The following is a 16,692-nucleotide window of genomic DNA, read 5'->3' on the forward strand; positions in this document are numbered from 1 at the left end:
CGCGTGAGCGAGAACTGGCGCAGAGCCGGCTGGGCCGGGGCCGTCATCGGCGTGGTGGCCGCCGGTGCGGCGGCCGGCGTGGCCGTCGAACGGATCACGGTCGGGCGGGGCGTGCGCCGCAAGGCGCGCCTGGCGCTCGACGCCGCCGGCGACTACGGCTCCCTGCGCGGGACCGCGGGCGCCGCGTACGCGGAGGACGGCACCGAGCTGCACTACGAGGTGGAGGAGCCGGCCCAGGACGCCGAACGGGCCCGCCCGGGGCTGCGGCCCAGCACCGAGCCCGCCCCGACCGTCGTGTTCTGCCACGGATACTGCCTCGCCCAGGACTCCTGGCACTTCCAGCGCGCCGCCGTGCGCGGGACGGTCCGCGCCGTGTACTGGGACCAGCGCAGCCACGGCCGCAGCGCCCGCGGATTCGCCCAGGCCGACGGCGAGCCCGTCACCATCGACTGCCTCGGCCGCGACCTGAAGGCCGTCATCGACGCCGCCGCCCCCGAGGGCCCGCTCATCCTGGTGGGGCACTCCATGGGCGGCATGACGATCATGGCGCTGGCCGACCAGTACCCCGACCTGGTCCGCGACCGCGTCGTCGGCGTCGCCCTGGTCGGCACCTCCAGCGGCCGCCTCGGCGAGGTGACGTACGGGCTGCCCGCCGTCGGGCTCGGCGCGGTCCGGCGCATCCTGCCGCCCGTCCTGAAGGTGCTCGGATCCCAGGTCGAACTGGTGGAGCGGGGCCGCAGGGCCACCGCCGACCTCTTCGCCGGGATGGTCAAGCTGTACTCGTTCGGCGCGCCCCGCGAGGTGGACCCCGGGGTCGCGCGGTTCGCGGAGCGGCTCATCGAGCACACCCCCATCGACGTGGTCGCCGAGTTCTACCCGGCCTTCCAGGCCCACGACAAGACGGACGCCCTCCAGCGGTTCGGGGACATCCCGGTCACCGTCATCGCCGGCGACCACGACATGATCACGCCCGCCGCGCACAGCCAGGCCATCAAGGACGCCCTGCCCGCCGCGGAGCTCGTCGTCCTGGAGCGGGCCGGGCACCTGATGATGCTGGAGTACCCGGAGACGGTGACAGGGCTGCTCCTGGAGCTGTTCGCCCGCACCGGAGCGGTGCCCGCAGCGGCTAACGTTGGCGGACATGGAAGACGTACCGCTGGAAGCCCCCCGCAGCCCGGTGCCGCAGCCGGGTCCGGGCCCGCAGGGACCTGAGGCCGCGGCCCGGGCCCGCATCACCGTCGACTCGCCCGGGGCGATGCAGGCCCTCGGCCGGAGCATCGCCGGCCTGCTGCGCCCCGGCGACCTCGTGCTGCTGACCGGGGAGCTCGGCGCGGGCAAGACGACGCTGACGCGCGGGCTGGGCGAGGGGCTCGGCGTGCGGGGCGCGGTGACCTCGCCGACGTTCGTGATCGCCCGGGTGCACCCGCCGCTGGGGACCGGTCCGGCGCTGGTGCACGTGGACGCGTACCGGCTCGGCGGCGGGCTCGACGAGATGGAGGACCTGGACCTCGACGTGTCGCTGCCCGAGTCCGTGGTCGTCGTCGAGTGGGGCGACGGCAAGGTGGAGGAGCTCTCCGACGACCGGCTGCACGTGGTGATCGCGCGGGCCGTCGGGCACGAGGAGGTCCTCGACGACGTACGGGAGGTCACCGTGCACGGGGTCGGCGCCCGCTGGGCCGCGCCGGACGCGCTCGCCGGGCTGCGGGCCGCGGGCTGAGGCGCGCGGGGCGGGACGGGCGGCTGCCGCCGGGGAAAACGTGCCGACAACCTGTCGGGAAGATATTGCGCCGGATGAGGCACCCGTGGTGACATGGTACAGAGGGCAGGTTAGGCCTACCTAAGTACGGCCGGCCCGGGGCCAGGAGGGCAGCCATGTCGACAGGAGCAGCACCCCGCGACCACCGCCCGGCCGCCGTCCCCATGGGCACGCTCCTCGCCGCCTGCGCGGCGGCGACCGCCGTCTCCACGCCCCCCGCCCGCGAGCAGGCCCGGCCCGTACGCGACACCGCCGCCCCCGGCCGCGGCGCAGCGGCCCGCGGGCCGCTCGCGCAGCCCGGACCGGAATCCGAGGCCGCCTGACCCTCCGCTGCCGGGAAGCCGTCCTCCGAACGGGTGTATCCGCGCCCGGCGCCGGGTCAGGGAACGACGACGATCTTCGAGTTGATCGTCGCGAACGCCCACATCGCGTCGCCGTCGGCCCGGCTCATGCGGATGCCGCCGGTCTTCTTCGCCGGGTCCGGCTGCGGCATCCCGCCGTCGGTGCGCGCGCTGAAGCCCACCACGACGCCGTCGGCGCTCGCGAAGCGCACCACGTGCTCGACGGGCACCCCGTCCGAGCCGGTCACCGCGCCCGAACGCGAACTCACCAGGTAGGTGCCGGTCTTCGGGTGGACCGTGCTCGGCATCACCGGGAACGTCCGGGGCTCCCGGCCGTCCTCGCCGACCAGCCACACCCGCTTCTGGCCCAGCGAGTACACGACCCGCACACCGGTGCCGGAGTCCGCCGGCACGGCCGCCGGCTTCTCCGGGCCCGGCGCCGGAGCGGCCGCCGCGGCGGAGGGCGCCGCCTGCGGGGTCTGCGCGGGAGCCGCGGGCGCGGTCGCGGAGGCCTGGTAGCCGAGGAAGCCGACCGCGGCCAGCGCCGCGACGGTGAGCCCGGCCACGATTCCCGAGCTTCTGCTTGCCACCTTGCTCCACCTCTCCGTGCTTCCCCTGGCCGGCCGCCGCCGGCGGGCACGCCCCCCGGCCCCCGGTCCCGGCCGATGCCTGGGTCGAAGGTAGCAGCCGGGGTGCCCGGCGACCGGCCGCAAGGGCCGGGGCCCGGGGAGTCGTAGGCTGTTCGCGTGCTCTTGCTCGCCGTAGATACCGCCACGCCCGCCGTCACCGTCGCCCTCCACGACGGCCGCGAGACCGTCGCCGAGTCCCACCAGGTCGACGCCCGCCGCCACGGGGAGCTGCTGCTCCCCTCCGTGGACCGCGTCCTCGCCGAGGCGGGGCTGAAGCTCGACGCCCTCACCGGCATCGTCGTCGGGGTCGGCCCGGGCCCCTACACCGGGCTGCGCGTGGGCCTGGCCACCGCCACCACCTTCGCCGCCGTCCTCGGCATCCCCGTCCACGGGCTGTGCACCCTCGACGGGCTCGCGTACGCCGCGGGGGCCGCCGGCATCGAGGGCCCCTTCACCGTCGCCACCGACGCACGGCGCAAGGAGGTCTACTGGGCGCGCTACGAGGACCCCCTCACCCGGGTCGGCGAGCCCGCCGTGGACCGCCCGGCCGACATCGCCGAGCAGGTCGCCGGGCTGCCCGCCGTCGGCCAGGGCGCCCGCCTGTACCCGCAGGTCTTCACCGACGCCCGCGACCCCGAGCACCAGAGCGCCGCCGCGCTGGCCGCACTGGCCGCGCACCGGCTGGAGGCCGGCCTGGACTTCCTGCCGCCGGTCCCGCTGTACCTGCGCCGGCCCGACGCCCAGGTGCCCAAGAACTACAAGGTGGTCACCCCGCAGTGACCGCCCGCCCGTCGCCCGGCCCCCCACTCCCGGCGCCGCCGCACGCCGGCGCCGCCGCCCTGCGCCCGATGCGCTGGTGGGACATCGGGCCCGTGCTCGAACTGGAGCAGGACCTCTTCCCCGAGGACGCCTGGTCGGCCGGCATGTTCTGGTCCGAGCTCGCCCACTCCCGCGGCCCGCGCGCCACCCGCCACTACGTGGTCGCGGAGGACGCGGCGGGCCGCCTCGTCGGCTACGCCGGGCTCGCCGCCGCAGGCGACCTGGCCGACGTCCAGACCATCGCGGCCGCCCGCGACCAGTGGGGGACCGGGCTCGGCGCCCGGCTGCTCACCGACCTGCTGCGCGCCGCGACCGCGTTCGAGTGCGCCGAGGTGCTGCTGGAGGTGCGGGTGGACAACACCCGCGCGCAGAAGCTCTACGAGCGCTTCGGCTTCGAGCCGATCGGCTTCCGCAGGGGCTACTACCAGCCCGGCAATGTCGACGCGCTCGTGATGCGCCTTTCCGATCCCGCACACTCCGTCCCCGCGGACGGACCCGTACAAGGTGAGACCCATGGCTGACGAACCGCTCGTCCTCGGCATCGAGACCTCCTGCGACGAGACCGGCGTCGGCATCGTCCGCGGCACCACCCTGCTGGCCGACGCCGTCGCCTCCAGCGTCGACGAGCACGCCCGCTTCGGCGGGGTCGTGCCCGAAGTGGCCTCCCGCGCGCACCTGGAGGCGATGGTCCCGACCATCGAGCGCGCCCTGGAGGAGGCCGGGGTCAGCGCCCGCGACCTCGACGGGATCGCCGTCACCGCCGGGCCCGGCCTGGCCGGTGCGCTGCTCGTCGGCGTGTCCGCCGCGAAGGCGTACGCGTACGCCCTCGGCAAGCCGCTGTACGGGGTGAACCACCTGGCCTCGCACATCTGCGTCGACCAGCTGGAGCACGGGCCGCTGCCCGAGCCGACGATGGCGCTGCTGGTGTCCGGCGGGCACTCCTCGCTGCTGCTCGCCCCGGACATCACCTCCGACGTGCGGCCGCTCGGTTCGACCATCGACGACGCCGCCGGCGAGGCGTTCGACAAGATCGCGCGGGTGCTGCAGCTCGGCTTCCCCGGCGGGCCCGTCATCGACCGGCTCGCGAAGGAGGGCGACCCGAAGGCGATCAACTTCCCGCGCGGGCTGACCGGGTCGCGCGACCCCGCGTACGACTTCTCCTTCTCCGGGCTGAAGACGGCCGTGGCCCGCTGGATCGAGGCGAAGCGGAACGCGGGCGAGGAGGTGCCGGTGCGGGACGTGGCGGCGTCCTTCCAGGAGGCCGTGGTGGACGTCCTCACGCGCAAGGCGATCCGCGCCTGCAAGGACGAGGGCGTCGACCACCTGATGATCGGCGGCGGCGTCGCCGCGAACTCCCGGCTGCGGGCGCTGGCGCAGGAGCGCTGCGACGACGCGGGCATCGTCCTGCGCGTGCCGCGGCCCAAGCTGTGCACCGACAACGGCGCCATGGTCGCGGCCCTGGGCGCGGAGATGGTCCGGCGGAACCGGCCGGCCTCGGACTGGGACCTGTCCGCGGACTCCTCGCTGCCGGTGACGGACCCGCACGTGCCGGGCACCGCGGGGGAGGAGCACGGCCACGGCCACGGGCACGGGCATGCGCACGACCACGACCACGTGCACGAGCTGAGCAAGGACAACCTGTACTCGTGAGCACCGTCGCGCTGATGTGGGAGGCCCGGGCCGCCGAGGGCCGCGGGCCGGAGCTGCTGGCCTGGGCCCGCGCACAGGCCCCGGAGGGGGAGCCGCTGCGGCGGGAGGTGTTCCGCGCGCCGCAGGACCGGGTGCTGGTCGTCACCTGGTGGGAGGCCGAGGACGGCCTGTCCGCCGTCCTGCCCGAACTCCCGGCCCCGCCCGCCGGCCTGGCCGCCCGCCCGGTCCACCGCTGGCGCTTCGAGTCGGTCGAGGCGTCGCCCGCCCGCTGACCGGGCGGGCGGGCCCTCACACAGCGGCGGCGGGCGCCCCGATCAGCATTGACGGGGCGCCCGCGACGCGGGTGAGGAAGACCGTCGCCGCGCTCGGCCCCTGCGGCTTGACCTTCCGGCGGAGTTCCTCCGGTTCGATGGCCGAGCCGCGCTTCTTCACCGTCAGGGTGCCGACGCCGCGCTCCCGCAGCAGGGCCTTCAGGGTCTTCAGGCCGAACGGCAGCACGTCGGTGATCTCGTACGCGGTCGCGTACGGCGTCGCGCGCAGCTCGTCCGCGGTGACGTAGGCGATCGTCGGGTCGATGAGCCGGCCCCCGAGCCGGCCGGCGACCTCGGCGACGAGGTGCGAGCGGATGACGGCGCCGTCGGGCTCGTAGAGGTACCGGCCCACGGGCCCGACCGGGGGTGGCGGCAGCGGTCCGGCGGCGTGCAGGGAACGCGGCCCGGGCAGCAGGGTGGCGCGTACGGCGGGGCCGGCGCCGGGCGCGGCGCCCGCGGCCCCTTCGGCCGCCGTGCCGAACCACAGCACGGCCTCCTTCACGTCGCCGTGGTCGGAGATCCACTCGGCCTCGGCCCCCGCGGGGACGGCCTCGTGCGGGATTCCGGGGGCGATCTTGACGGCGCCGCAGGGGGCCGCGGCGGCCGCCCGGGCCGCCCAGGACAGCGGCGGCGAGTAGGCCTCCGGGTCGAAGACCCGGCCGCGGCCGCCGCGCCGGGCGGGGTCGACGAACACGGCGTCGTACCCGGAGGTGTCGACGGCCGCGACGTCCTCCTCGCGGACCTCGACCAGGTCGGCCAGGCCCAGCGCCGCGGCGTTGGCGCGGGCGACGGCCGCGGTCAGCGGGTCGCGGTCCACCGCCAGGACCCGGATGCCCCGCCGGGCCAGGGCCAGGGCGTCGCCGCCGATGCCGCAGCACAGGTCGGCGACGCTGCGCACGCCGAGGGCGGCGAGCCGGCCGGCGCGGTACGCGGCCACGGAGGCGCGGGTCGCCATCTCGGCGCCGCCGGGCGTGAAGTACATCCGGAAGGCGTCCTCCGCACCGAACTTCGCCACCGCGCGCTGCCGCAGCCGGGCCTGTCCGAGCGCGGCGGAGACGAGCGGGGCGGGGTGGTCGCGGCGCAGCCGGGTGGCGACGGCGAGCTCCTTGCCCGGGTCGTAGTCGCGGAGGGAGTCCAGGAGGGTGCGGCCCTCGGGGGTCAGGAGGGCGGCGAAGTCTTCGGGGGTCACCCGTTCATTGTCGGCCAGTGTGGGCCAGTCGGTTGAAGACCGCCCTCCGCTCCGCGGTGTCGGCGGGGCGGCGCGCGGGTGCGGTGCCAGGATGCGCTGCTATGCAGCTAGTACGACAAAAGGAACATAAGGCGCTTCATGGTCGCCGGTCGTCGGCCGGCCCCCTCGGCGGGCGGGCCGGTGTCGCGGCCGCCGCCCTGCTCGTCGCCGCCCTCGGCACGGCGTGCGGCTCCTCGAAGGACTCCGGCGCACCCGCCCCCGCCAAGTCCGGCAAGGGCGCCGAGGCGCCGGGCGCGGCCGGCGCGGCCGGCACCTACGCCGAGAAGCAGAAGGCCGCCCGGCTGGCGGTCGTCGCCGCGGCGAAGAAGTGGAAGCTCGACAAGCCGCCCCTCGTGGCCCCTCCGGCCCCCGAGGAGAAGCCGGAGATCACCACCCGCGACGGCTTCGAGGTCGACGGCCACGACGAACTCCCCCCGGTCTTCACCACCGTTCCGACCGAGGACAAGGTCGTCTTCCTGACGATCGACGACGGCGCGGAGAAGGACCCCGAGTTCCTGAGGATGATGCAGGAGCTGAAGATCCCGTACACGGCGTTCGTCAGCGACTACCTCATCCGCGACAACTACCCGTACTTCAAGGCCATGCAGGCCGCGGGCGTCACCCTGAACAACCACACCCTCAACCACCGGTACATGCCCGCGCTCTCCTACGAGAAGCAGCGCGAGGAGATCTGCGGCCAGCAGGACACCATCCAGAAGACCTTCGGCAAGCGCCCGACGCTCTTCCGGCCGCCGTACGGCAACTACAACGAGGACACCCTGCGCGCGGCAAAGTCCTGCGGCATCAAGGCCGTTCCGCTGTGGAACGCCGAAGGCTTCCCGAACCGGATGGACTACCGTGAATGGGACCGCGACCTGCATCCCGGAGATATCATCCTCACGCATTTCCGGGGGAGCGAGGACTGGAAGGGCACCATGCCCGACATGATCCGCCACGTCATGAAGACCGTCACGGACAAGGGTTACGCCGTGGCCCGCTTGGAGGACTACCTGTGAAGGACGCGCGCCGGCTGACGGCTGCCACACTCGCTGCCGGCGCGCTGGCGCTGTCCCTGGCGGGATGCGGGAACAGCGTGGACCCGATCGAGCGGCTGGGCCGCAACACCGCCCGGTCCGAGTCCTCCGCCCCGGCCGGGGACCAGGGGGCCGGGCCGGGCGCCTCCTCCCCGTCGGCCTCCGCGGCCGACGGCCAGGCGTACCGCAAGTGGGGGCTCGCCGCGCCCCTGGAGTACGCCCCCAAGCCGGCGCAGAAGCCGGCCCTGCCGCCCGGCGCGCCCGGGAAGGCGCAGGTCGTGGACCGAATACCCCTGCCCCCGGGCGAGAAGACCGTCTTCCTCACCTTCGACGACGGCGCCGAGAAGGACCCCGAGTTCCTGAAGATGGCGGCCGACCTCAGGCTGCCGATCAGCATGTTCCTCACGGACAGCGCCGCCTCGTCCGACTACGGGCACTTCGAGAAGCTCCGCGACAACGGCTCGGGCAGCACCGTGAACAACCACACGCTGACGCACCCGAACCTGCGGACCCTGCCCTTCGCCGCGCAGAAGAAGGAGATATGCGGTCAGCAGGAACGCCTGGAGAAGCGTTTCGGCACCAAGCCGCCCCTCTTCCGCCCGCCCTATGGCAACTACAACGACGACACGCTGAGGGCCGCCGCCGAGTGCGGCATCTCGCAGGTCGTGCTGTGGCGGGCGTCGATGCAGATCAAGGACTTCCAGTACGCCGAGGGCTCCGGCCTCAAACCCGGCGACATCGTCCTCGCCCACTTCCGCGGCCCCGCCGAGCTCAAGGGCGCCACCGAGGTCCAGATGACCGCGAACATGCTGCGGAGCATCCAGGAGCAGGGCTTCCGCATAGGCCGTCTGGAGGACTACCTCTGAGGCCCTGACGGTCCCGGCCCGCACGGCCCCTGCGGCTCCCCGGCCTGCGGCCCGGTGCGGACGGCCGCCCGGACCCGGTGCGGGCGGAAGAGGCCCGGGATCCCCGCGCCTCCGGGCTGCCGGGTCAGCGGCCCGGCACCGCCGGGGCCGGGCGCGCGTACGCCGGCGCGGCGGACGGCGCCGGGGCGCGCCGGTCGGCCTCGCGCAGCCGCTCCGCGCTGTCGCTGATCCGCAGCAGCAGCGCGACCATGATCCAGTTGGCCAGCAGCGACGAGCCGCCCTTCGCCAGGAACGGCAGCGCCTTGCCGGTCAGCGGGATCAGCCCGGTCACACCCCCCGCCACGACGAACACCTGGAGCGCCAGCGCCGCCGACAGGCCCACCGCCAGCAGCTTGCCGAACGGGTCGCGGGCGCCGAGCGCCATCCGCAGCCCCCGCTGCACGAGGAGGGCGTACAGCAGCAGGACGGCCATGACGCCCGCGAGGCCGAGCTCCTCGCCGACGGTGGTGAGGATGAAGTCGCTGCGGCCGGCGAACTTGATCAGCTCGGGGTGGCCGAGGCCCAGCCCCGTCCCCGACATGCCGCCGCTGCCGAAGCCGAACAGTGCCTGCGCCGCCTGGTCCGAGGTCACGCCCGGCGGCCGCTGCTCCCGGTAGTACGACAGCGGGTCCAGCCAGGCCGCCACCCGCGCCTTGACGTGCGGCTCGGCCGAGCCGACCGCGAAGGCGCCGCCCGCGGCCATGACCAGGCCGCACACGATCCATCCGGTGCGCTCGGTGGCCACGTACAGCATGACCACGAAGACGCCGAAGAAGATCAGCGAGGTCCCGAGGTCGCGCTCGAAGACCAGGACGAGCAGCGAGAGGACCCACACCGTGGCGATCGGGCCGAGCTGCCGCATCGGCGGCAGCTGCATGCCGAGGAACCGGCGGCCCGTCAGCGCCAGCGATTCCCGGTGGACCACCAGGTAGCCCGCGAAGAACACCGCGATCATGATCTTCACGAACTCGCCGGGCTGCACCGACAGCCCGCCGACGACGATCCACCGCTTGGCGCCGTACGTGTCCGCCGGGGAGAAGGCCGGCGCGGCCAGCAGCACCAGCGCCGCCGCCATGGTGAGGTAGATGAACCGCTGGAGCCGGCGGTGGTCGCGCAGCAGGGCCAGTACCAGCAGGCAGGCCGCCACCCCGACGACCGTCCACACGAGCTGGCCGGGCGCGTACGCGTCGCCCCCGTACTGCTCGATGTACGCGTGGTCGAGCCGGTGCAGCAGCACCAGCCCGAGCCCGGTCAGCAGCAGGGCCAGGGGCAGGACGAGCGGATCGGCGTACGCCGCGAACCGGCGCACGCCCAGGTGGGCGGCGAGGGCGAGCAGGCTCATGCTGGCCGCGAAGTCGGCCAGGCTCGCCGGGAGTACGCCGTTCAGCGCGAGGCCGGCGCTCGCGTGGCCGAGGACGGTGATGCCGACGGTGAGAGCGAGCAGCAGGGCCTCGGTGCGCCGGCGCGCGCCCGCCGGCGTGAGGGGCTTCAGGCCCCGCACGGCGCGCCGGGGCCGGCCGGAGTGATCTCGTCCGCATTCGGGCGCTTTATCTTCATATCTTCTACGACGTCCCCGGCCGCCCAGGGGTTGCCCCGAACCGCTGCGAGGAGGCGCGGTATTCGGCCCAGGAGTGGCCGGAAGGTGTACGACGGCGGAGCGTGTTGGCACTCCGCTTGACCGAGTGCTAATCGCCGGAATAGTCTCGCACCTGGCACTCGCCCCCGGTGAGTGCCAACACAGCGACGGGCAGGTCCGGCACCCGCGACGACGGATCCACCTGGTCGCCACCTCAGACAGTTAACCCCGTGAGATCTCCGAAGGGGGAGGTCGGATCGTGACGACCGCCAGCTCCAAGGTTGCCATCAAGCCGCTTGAGGACCGCATCGTGGTCCAGCCGCTCGACGCCGAGCAGACCACGGCCTCCGGCCTGGTCATCCCGGACACCGCGAAGGAGAAGCCCCAGGAGGGCGTCGTCCTCGCCGTGGGCCCGGGCCGCTTCGAGGACGGCCAGCGCCTGCCGCTGGACGTCTCCGTCGGCGACGTCGTGCTGTACAGCAAGTACGGCGGCACCGAGGTGAAGTACAGCGGCGAGGAGTACCTCGTCCTCTCGGCTCGCGACGTGCTCGCGATCATCGAGAAGTAGTTCACTTCTCCCAGCACTGCTTTGAGCTGCGCCCCTGGTCACCCCGCTGATTGCCGGGCGGCGAGGGGCGCGGTTCTTTGAACCCTAGTTTTCGAGAGGGCTGAACCGCTCCCATGGCGAAGATCCTGAAGTTCGACGAGGACGCCCGTCGCGCCCTCGAGCGCGGCGTCAACAAGCTGGCCGACACGGTCAAGGTGACGATCGGCCCCAAGGGCCGCAACGTCGTCATCGACAAGAAGTTCGGCGCCCCCACCATCACCAACGACGGTGTCACCATCGCCCGCGAGGTCGAGCTGGACGACCCGTACGAGAACCTCGGCGCGCAGCTGGTGAAGGAGGTGGCGACCAAGACCAACGACATCGCGGGCGACGGCACCACCACCGCCACCGTCCTGGCCCAGGCGCTGGTGCGCGAGGGTCTGCGCAACGTCGCCGCCGGCGCCTCCCCGGCCGCCCTGAAGAAGGGCATCGACGCCGCGGTCAAGGCCGTGTCCGCCGAGCTCCTCGCGACCGCCCGCCCGATCGAGGACAAGTCCGACATCGCCGCCGTCGCCGCGCTCTCCGCTCAGGACCAGCAGGTCGGCGAGCTCATCGCCGAGGCGATGGACAAGGTCGGCAAGGACGGCGTCATCACCGTCGAGGAGTCCAACGCCTTCGGCCTGGAGCTCGAGTTCACCGAGGGCATGGCCTTCGACAAGGGCTACCTGTCGCCGTACTTCGTCACGGACCAGGAGCGCATGGAGGCGGTCCTGGAGGACCCCTACATCCTGATCCACCAGGGCAAGATCGCCTCGATCCAGGACCTGCTGCCGCTGCTGGAGAAGGTCATCCAGGCGGGCGGCTCCAAGCCGCTGCTGATCATCGCCGAGGACGTCGAGGGCGAGGCCCTGTCGACCCTGGTGGTCAACAAGATCCGCGGCACGTTCAACGCCGTCGCGGTCAAGGCCCCCGGCTTCGGCGACCGCCGCAAGGCGATGCTCCAGGACATGGCCACCCTCACCGGTGCCACCGTCATCGCCGAGGAGGTCGGCCTCAAGCTCGACCAGGCCGGCCTGGACGTCCTGGGCACCGCGCGCCGCGTGACCGTCACCAAGGACGACACCACCATCGTCGACGGTGCGGGCTCCTCCGAGGACGTCCTCGGCCGCGTCAACCAGATCAAGGCCGAGATCGAGGCGACCGACTCCGACTGGGACCGCGAGAAGCTCCAGGAGCGCCTCGCGAAGCTCGCCGGCGGCGTCTGCGTCATCAAGGTCGGCGCCGCCACCGAGGTGGAGCTGAAGGAGCGGAAGCACCGCCTGGAGGACGCCATCTCCGCGACCCGCGCCGCGGTCGAGGAGGGCATCGTCTCCGGTGGCGGTTCCGCGCTCGTCCACGCCGTCAAGGTCCTGGAGGGCAACCTCGACCTGACCGGCGACGAGGGCACCGGTGTCGCGGTCGTGCGCCGCGCCGCCGTCGAGCCGCTGCGCTGGATCGCCGAGAACGCGGGCCTTGAGGGCTACGTCATCACCTCCAAGGTGGCCGAGCTCGACAAGGGCCAGGGCTTCAACGCCGCCTCCGGCGAGTACGGCGACCTGGTCAAGGCCGGCGTCATCGACCCGGTCAAGGTGACCCGCTCCGCCCTGGAGAACGCCGCCTCCATCGCCTCCCTGCTGCTCACGACCGAGACCCTGGTCGTCGAGAAGAAGGAAGAGGAAGAGGCGAACGGCCACGGGCACGGCCACGGCCACGGCCACAGCCACTGATCCCGCGGGGGTGTGAGCCCCCGGCCGGACACCGGGCGACGGCCCCGGCCGCCACCGCCGCAAGGCGGGAGCGGCCGGGGCCGTCGCCGTATCCGCTGCCGTCAGCCCCGCGCCGTCAGCCCCGCGCTCCGATCTGCCGCATCAGGCCCATGGCGTCGTAGTGCCACCAGCCCTCCGCGATCATCCCGTCCCGGCACCGGAAGACCGTCGTCCCGGTCATGGTGCAGGTCCTCCCGGTCGGGGCGGCCCCCATGAAGGCGCCCTTGTGGCGGCCGGTCCAGGTCCACAGCGTGGTGACGATGTCGTCCTGCGCCGTCTGCGCCTCGCGCGCGAAGTCGAAGTCGAAGGCGGTGCGCCACATCGACACGTCCTCGACGACCGCCTCGCGCCCGGTGCGGCCGGCCGGGCCCATGACGTCGTGGTGGCGGTAGTCCGCCGCGAACACCTCGGCGACGGCGCCCAGATCGCCCTTGACGGCGATTTCGTCGAACACCCGGTCGGCCAGCAGGGCGCCCGGATGGTCGTCCCGGACGACGTCCAGGTTGGTGAACCGCGGCATCCCGTCGCAGAGGGCCACCATCTCCCGGAACATCCGGTCCGTCTCCGGGAGGTGAGAGTTCCTCATGGCCTCTTCGTACGAGGGGAATTCGACGACGTCCACGTAGTGCGTCTCCGCCTCCCGGTCCCTGCCGATCAGGCTGTGGGTCACCGTCCGCCTGCCGTTGGACTGCTCCAGGTACCGGTCGAAGAGCACGCCCACGGCCTCGGGTCTGCTTGTTTCGTAATCAACTATCTGTACGAATGTCATGGCATCTCCCGGGCTGGGTCGAATATCCCCATCTTAGGAAGAAAGGCCCTCTACCGGGGCCCGTACTTGCGCCCCGTCCGGGAGGAGAGCCCGCCCAGCAGCCCGCGCGGAGTCAGCTTCACCACGCCCATCAGCGCCTTGTACCGCGGATCCGGGATGGAGACGGTCCGGCCGCGGGCCAGGTCGTCGAGGGCGGCGGCCACCAGCTTGTCCGCGTCCAGCCACATCCAGCCGGGGATGTTGTCCGTCCCCATGCCCGCCCGCTGGTGGAACTCCGTCCGCACGAACCCCGGGCACAGCGCCATCATCCGCACCCCGGACCCCGCCAGGTCGCGCGCCGCCCCCTGGGTGAACTGCACGACCCAGGCCTTGCTCGCCCCGTACGTGCCCCGCGGCACGAACGCCGCCACCGAGGCCACGTTCACGATGCCGCCCCGCCCGCGCTCGCGCATGGACCCGGCCGCCGCCGAGGAGAGCCGCAGCACCGCCTCGACGTGGACCTTCAGCATGGTCAGCTCGTCGGCCATGGAGACTTCGAGGTAGCGGCCCTTGTTGCCGAACCCCGCGTTGTTGACCAGCAGGTCCACGGGATGGGTGCGGTCGCCGAGGCGCTCCTCGACCGCCGCGATGCCCTCCTCCGTCGACAGGTCCGCGGTCAGCACCTCGGCCTCGATGCCGTGCCGGTCGTGCAGCTCGGTGGCCTGCTCGTGCAGGCGCGCGGTGTCCCGGGCCACCAGGACGAGGTTGTGGCCCCGGGAGGCCAGCCTGCGGGCGAAGGCGGCGCCGATGCCCGCCGTGGAACCAGTGATCAGCGCAGTCGTCATGACCGCAACCTAGCCCGTCGCCGCCCCGCCCCCCGGGCGGCCCCGCTACTTCGCGGGCACCGTCGCCTGCCTGCGCAGGTACGCCTGCACCTTCTCGTGGGCCTTCGGCTCCATCGCCGCCCCCGCCGCCAGCGTGCGCGGCAGCAGCTCCCGCTCCGTGGTGAAGGCCCGGAACCACAGCCCCACCGTGACGTCGTGGTCCGGCCGGCCGACGACCTCGATCGGGTCGCCGGGCGAGATCCGCCCCTCCCGGACGACACGCAGGTACGCCCCCGGCCGCACGGCCCCGGTGAACCGCTTCACCCAGGCCCGCTCGCCCAGCACCCCCTGGAAGGTCCGGCACGGGATGCGGGCCGAGGCGACCTCCAGGACGGCCTCCGCGCCGACCCGCCACCGCTCGCCGACCAGGGCGCCGGTCAGGTCGATCCCCGCGGTGGTGAGGTTCTCGCCGAAGATCCCGCCGGGCAGCTCGCGCGCCAGCTCGGCCTCCCACCAGTCGAGGTCCTCGCGGGCGTACGCGTAGACGGCCTGGTGGTCCCCGCCGTGGTGGCGCAGGTCCCCGATGCCGTCCCCCTCGACGCCGCTGCCGCCGACCCCGCGTGGGCCGGGCGCGGCGACGCGCACGGGGCCGGCGACCGGCCGCTTGCCGATGCCGGTCAGCCCGCTCGGGGAGTCGGTGTGTTCGGAGGGGGCCGCGCGGCCGACGTTCACGGAGATCACATGCATGGGCGCCATGGGGGACACGCTAACCCAGCGCCCCCAAGCCCGGTCTCCCTTGTGTGCGTCACCGTCAAAGCCGGGCTTATGCTCGAAGGGTGATCGAGGCACGTCATCTCCGGATCCTGCGCGCCGTCGCCGGGACCGGCTCCTTCTCCGCGGCCGCCCGCGAACTCGGGTGCACGCAGCCCGCCGTCTCCCAGCAGATGAAGGCGCTGGAGCAGTCGGCCGGCACGCCGCTGCTCGTCCGTGCCGGCCGCGAGATGCGCCTCACGCAGGCCGGCGAGGCCCTCGTACGGCACGCCGCGGGGATCCTCGCCGGTCTGACGGCCGCGGAGGAGGAGGTCGCCGCCATCGCCGGGCTGCGCGCCGGCCGGGTCCGGCTCGTCTCCTTCCCCAGCGGCAGCTCCACCCTGGTGCCGACGGCGCTGGCGGCGATGCGCGCCGAGCACCCGGGCACGCGGATCTCGCTGGTCGAGGCGGAGCCGCCGCGCTCGGTGGAGATGCTGCGCGACGGCGACTGCGACGTGGCCCTGGCCTTCCGCTACGCCGGCTCCGACCCGGCCGGCCCGCATGCCGGCGGCGCCGGGGCGCCGACTGCCGAGGGGTGGGAGGACCTGGTCGTGCGGCCCCTGCTGACGGACCGCCTCGTCGGGCTGGTGCCCGAGGGCCACCGGCTGGCCGGCTCGGCCGGGGTCCGCATGGCGGAACTCGCGGACGAGCCGTGGATCGCGGGCTGTCCGCGCTGCCGCCGCCACCTGGTCGAGGTGTGCGAGGACGCGGGCTTCACCCCGCGCATCGACTTCGCCACCGACGACTACCCGGCCGTCGCCGGCCTGGTCGGGGCGGGGCTCGGCGTCGCGGTGCTGCCGGAGCTCGCGGTGGAGTCCGTCCGCGCCAAGGGCGTGGGCACCGTGGCCGTCGAGCCCCCCGTCGAGCGCGAGATCGTGGCGCTGACGCTGCCCGACCTGGCCCGGGTGCCGGCCGTCGCCGCCACCCTCGCCGAGCTGGAGCGGGCCGCGGCGCGCTGAGCCCCGCCGCGAGCGGCGGGCAGCGCCCGCAGCGGGCTGGTGAAACGTTCCTTCTTCGCTGCGCCGGACCCGGCTCAGTCCGGTGTGATCCGTCCGATCGTGCTCGACGCGGGGATCAGCCGATGGCGGGCACGCCCCATCAGCTCCTCGCGCTCGTCCTCCGTGAGGCCGCCCCACACCCCGTAGGGCTCGCGGACGGCCAGCGCGTGCGCGGCGCATTCCGAACGCACCGGGCATCGCATGCAGACCTCTTTAGCCGAGGCCTCGCGCGCACTCCTGGCCGCGCCCCGCTCGCCCTCCGGGTGGAAGAAGAGGGAGCTGTCGACCCCTCGGCAGGCGGCCAGCAGCTGCCAGTCCCAGAGGTCGGCGTTCGGTCCGGGAAGGCGGGAGAAATCTGCCATGGGTAGTCCTCGTTGGTGCCGGTACTGAGACGGATACGGTCCGAGCCACCACACCTACTGTCCTAGTAGATGTAAATATGACTCATTGGGAATCTAGCCTCAGACACAGGCGAAACGGAAGGAAAGCCGCCAAATAGGGCATAGCTCCAGATGGAGGACAGATGGAGGGCAGGTGGCGAGTGGCGCCGCCGATGTGATCGCGTCCTCACGTAGAGTGCCGAAGGTGTCCGTCCGACCCGTAACTCTTTCGAGTGACCATCGTTGAGAGAGCGAAGGCGGTTGAACCAATGACCTCCCGGACAGGTGTCCGAGAGCATCGACCGCACAGGTGACGATACGTACCAAGCCT

The 16,692-nt window shown here is 73.3% G+C and carries 19 protein-coding genes; 12 read left to right on the forward strand and 7 right to left on the reverse strand.

The genetic code is table 11. The annotated features are described in order from the left end of the window. Window positions 1-3 precede the first annotated feature (3 nt). From C0216_RS03130 to C0216_RS03140, 3 genes are all read left to right on the forward strand, one after another. Window positions 4-1,212 (forward strand): alpha/beta fold hydrolase, encoded by a 1,209-nt coding sequence (locus tag C0216_RS03130; RefSeq protein WP_114053763.1) that lies wholly within the window; start codon window positions 4-6, stop codon window positions 1,210-1,212. After that, window positions 1,157-1,717, forward strand: a complete 561-nt coding sequence (tsaE, locus tag C0216_RS03135; RefSeq protein WP_428985476.1) for a tRNA (adenosine(37)-N6)-threonylcarbamoyltransferase complex ATPase subunit type 1 TsaE — start codon at window positions 1,157-1,159, stop codon at window positions 1,715-1,717. Before C0216_RS03130 ends, tsaE begins: the two co-directional genes overlap by 56 nt. Before the next feature lie 155 nt (window positions 1,718-1,872). Next, window positions 1,873-2,079: a hypothetical protein gene (locus C0216_RS03140; protein WP_114053765.1), complete on the forward strand. Its 207-nt coding sequence runs from the start codon at window positions 1,873-1,875 to the stop codon at window positions 2,077-2,079. A gap of 56 nt (window positions 2,080-2,135) precedes the next feature. Here C0216_RS03140 and C0216_RS03145 read toward each other — a convergent pair whose 3' ends face one another. Then, on the reverse strand, window positions 2,136-2,687 hold the full coding sequence (locus C0216_RS03145; protein WP_174250337.1) for a hypothetical protein: 552 nt from the start codon (window positions 2,685-2,687) through the stop codon (window positions 2,136-2,138). A gap of 156 nt (window positions 2,688-2,843) precedes the next feature. Here C0216_RS03145 and tsaB point away from each other — a divergent pair, with 156 nt between their 5' ends. From tsaB to C0216_RS03165, 4 genes are all read left to right on the forward strand, one after another. Further along, entirely contained in the window at window positions 2,844-3,506 is a 663-nt protein-coding gene (tsaB, locus tag C0216_RS03150) for a tRNA (adenosine(37)-N6)-threonylcarbamoyltransferase complex dimerization subunit type 1 TsaB (protein ID WP_114053767.1), read from the forward strand. Window positions 3,507-3,574: 68 nt separating this feature from the next. Beyond that, window positions 3,575-4,066 carry a ribosomal protein S18-alanine N-acetyltransferase gene (gene rimI / locus C0216_RS03155; RefSeq protein ID WP_114058420.1) on the forward strand — a complete coding sequence of 164 codons (492 nt, stop codon included), beginning with the start codon at window positions 3,575-3,577 and terminating at the stop codon, window positions 4,064-4,066. After that, the gene (gene tsaD / locus C0216_RS03160) at window positions 4,059-5,195 is read left to right on the forward strand and encodes a tRNA (adenosine(37)-N6)-threonylcarbamoyltransferase complex transferase subunit TsaD (RefSeq protein ID WP_114053768.1); all 1,137 of its coding nucleotides are present in this window, start codon (window positions 4,059-4,061) and stop codon (window positions 5,193-5,195) included. Before rimI ends, tsaD begins: the two co-directional genes overlap by 8 nt. 14 nt (window positions 5,196-5,209) lie before the next feature. Further along, window positions 5,210-5,467, forward strand: a complete 258-nt coding sequence (locus tag C0216_RS03165) for a hypothetical protein (RefSeq protein WP_114058421.1) — start codon at window positions 5,210-5,212, stop codon at window positions 5,465-5,467. A 16-nt stretch (window positions 5,468-5,483) separates the two neighbouring features. Here the strand turns inward: C0216_RS03165 and C0216_RS03170 are convergent, their stop codons facing one another. After that, window positions 5,484-6,695, reverse strand: coding sequence for a class I SAM-dependent methyltransferase (locus tag C0216_RS03170; protein WP_114053769.1), 1,212 nt, complete (start codon window positions 6,693-6,695; stop codon window positions 5,484-5,486). A gap of 101 nt (window positions 6,696-6,796) precedes the next feature. Here C0216_RS03170 and C0216_RS03175 point away from each other — a divergent pair, with 101 nt between their 5' ends. After that, a complete protein-coding gene (locus C0216_RS03175; RefSeq protein ID WP_114053770.1) occupies window positions 6,797-7,750 on the forward strand; it encodes a polysaccharide deacetylase family protein in 954 nt (317 codons plus the stop codon). Then, window positions 7,747-8,634 carry a polysaccharide deacetylase family protein gene (locus C0216_RS03180; protein ID WP_246042294.1) on the forward strand — a complete coding sequence of 296 codons (888 nt, stop codon included), beginning with the start codon at window positions 7,747-7,749 and terminating at the stop codon, window positions 8,632-8,634. The genes C0216_RS03175 and C0216_RS03180 overlap by 4 nt, the downstream gene beginning before the upstream one ends. A gap of 124 nt (window positions 8,635-8,758) precedes the next feature. Here the strand turns inward: C0216_RS03180 and C0216_RS03185 are convergent, their stop codons facing one another. Then, the gene (locus tag C0216_RS03185) at window positions 8,759-10,174 is read right to left on the reverse strand and encodes an FtsW/RodA/SpoVE family cell cycle protein (RefSeq protein WP_114053771.1); all 1,416 of its coding nucleotides are present in this window, start codon (window positions 10,172-10,174) and stop codon (window positions 8,759-8,761) included. Between the two features lie 334 nt (window positions 10,175-10,508). On the opposite strand from C0216_RS03185, the gene groES reads away from it, so the two are divergent. Continuing rightward, window positions 10,509-10,817 carry a co-chaperone GroES gene (groES, locus tag C0216_RS03190; protein WP_114053772.1) on the forward strand — a complete coding sequence of 103 codons (309 nt, stop codon included), beginning with the start codon at window positions 10,509-10,511 and terminating at the stop codon, window positions 10,815-10,817. A 113-nt stretch (window positions 10,818-10,930) separates the two neighbouring features. Further along, window positions 10,931-12,562, forward strand: a complete 1,632-nt coding sequence (gene groL / locus C0216_RS03195) for a chaperonin GroEL (RefSeq protein ID WP_114053773.1) — start codon at window positions 10,931-10,933, stop codon at window positions 12,560-12,562. 115 nt (window positions 12,563-12,677) lie between these two features. Here groL and C0216_RS03200 read toward each other — a convergent pair whose 3' ends face one another. The 3 genes from C0216_RS03200 to C0216_RS03210 are packed head-to-tail and all read right to left on the reverse strand — an operon-like array spanning window position 12,678 to window position 14,920. Then, window positions 12,678-13,370 carry an ester cyclase gene (locus tag C0216_RS03200; RefSeq protein WP_114053774.1) on the reverse strand — a complete coding sequence of 231 codons (693 nt, stop codon included), beginning with the start codon at window positions 13,368-13,370 and terminating at the stop codon, window positions 12,678-12,680. A 50-nt stretch (window positions 13,371-13,420) separates the two neighbouring features. Next, window positions 13,421-14,194 carry an SDR family NAD(P)-dependent oxidoreductase gene (locus C0216_RS03205; protein WP_114053775.1) on the reverse strand — a complete coding sequence of 258 codons (774 nt, stop codon included), beginning with the start codon at window positions 14,192-14,194 and terminating at the stop codon, window positions 13,421-13,423. Between the two features lie 45 nt (window positions 14,195-14,239). Next, window positions 14,240-14,920: an MOSC domain-containing protein gene (locus C0216_RS03210; protein WP_114058423.1), complete on the reverse strand. Its 681-nt coding sequence runs from the start codon at window positions 14,918-14,920 to the stop codon at window positions 14,240-14,242. A gap of 89 nt (window positions 14,921-15,009) precedes the next feature. On the opposite strand from C0216_RS03210, the gene C0216_RS03215 reads away from it, so the two are divergent. Beyond that, entirely contained in the window at window positions 15,010-15,942 is a 933-nt protein-coding gene (locus C0216_RS03215) for a LysR family transcriptional regulator (RefSeq protein ID WP_114053776.1), read from the forward strand. Between the two features lie 74 nt (window positions 15,943-16,016). Here the strand turns inward: C0216_RS03215 and C0216_RS03220 are convergent, their stop codons facing one another. After that, entirely contained in the window at window positions 16,017-16,343 is a 327-nt protein-coding gene (locus tag C0216_RS03220) for a WhiB family transcriptional regulator (protein ID WP_114053777.1), read from the reverse strand. Window positions 16,344-16,692: the final 349 nt, after the last annotated feature.

The organism is Streptomyces globosus, from assembly GCF_003325375.1.
Taxonomy (GTDB): domain Bacteria; phylum Actinomycetota; class Actinomycetes; order Streptomycetales; family Streptomycetaceae; genus Streptomyces; species Streptomyces globosus_A.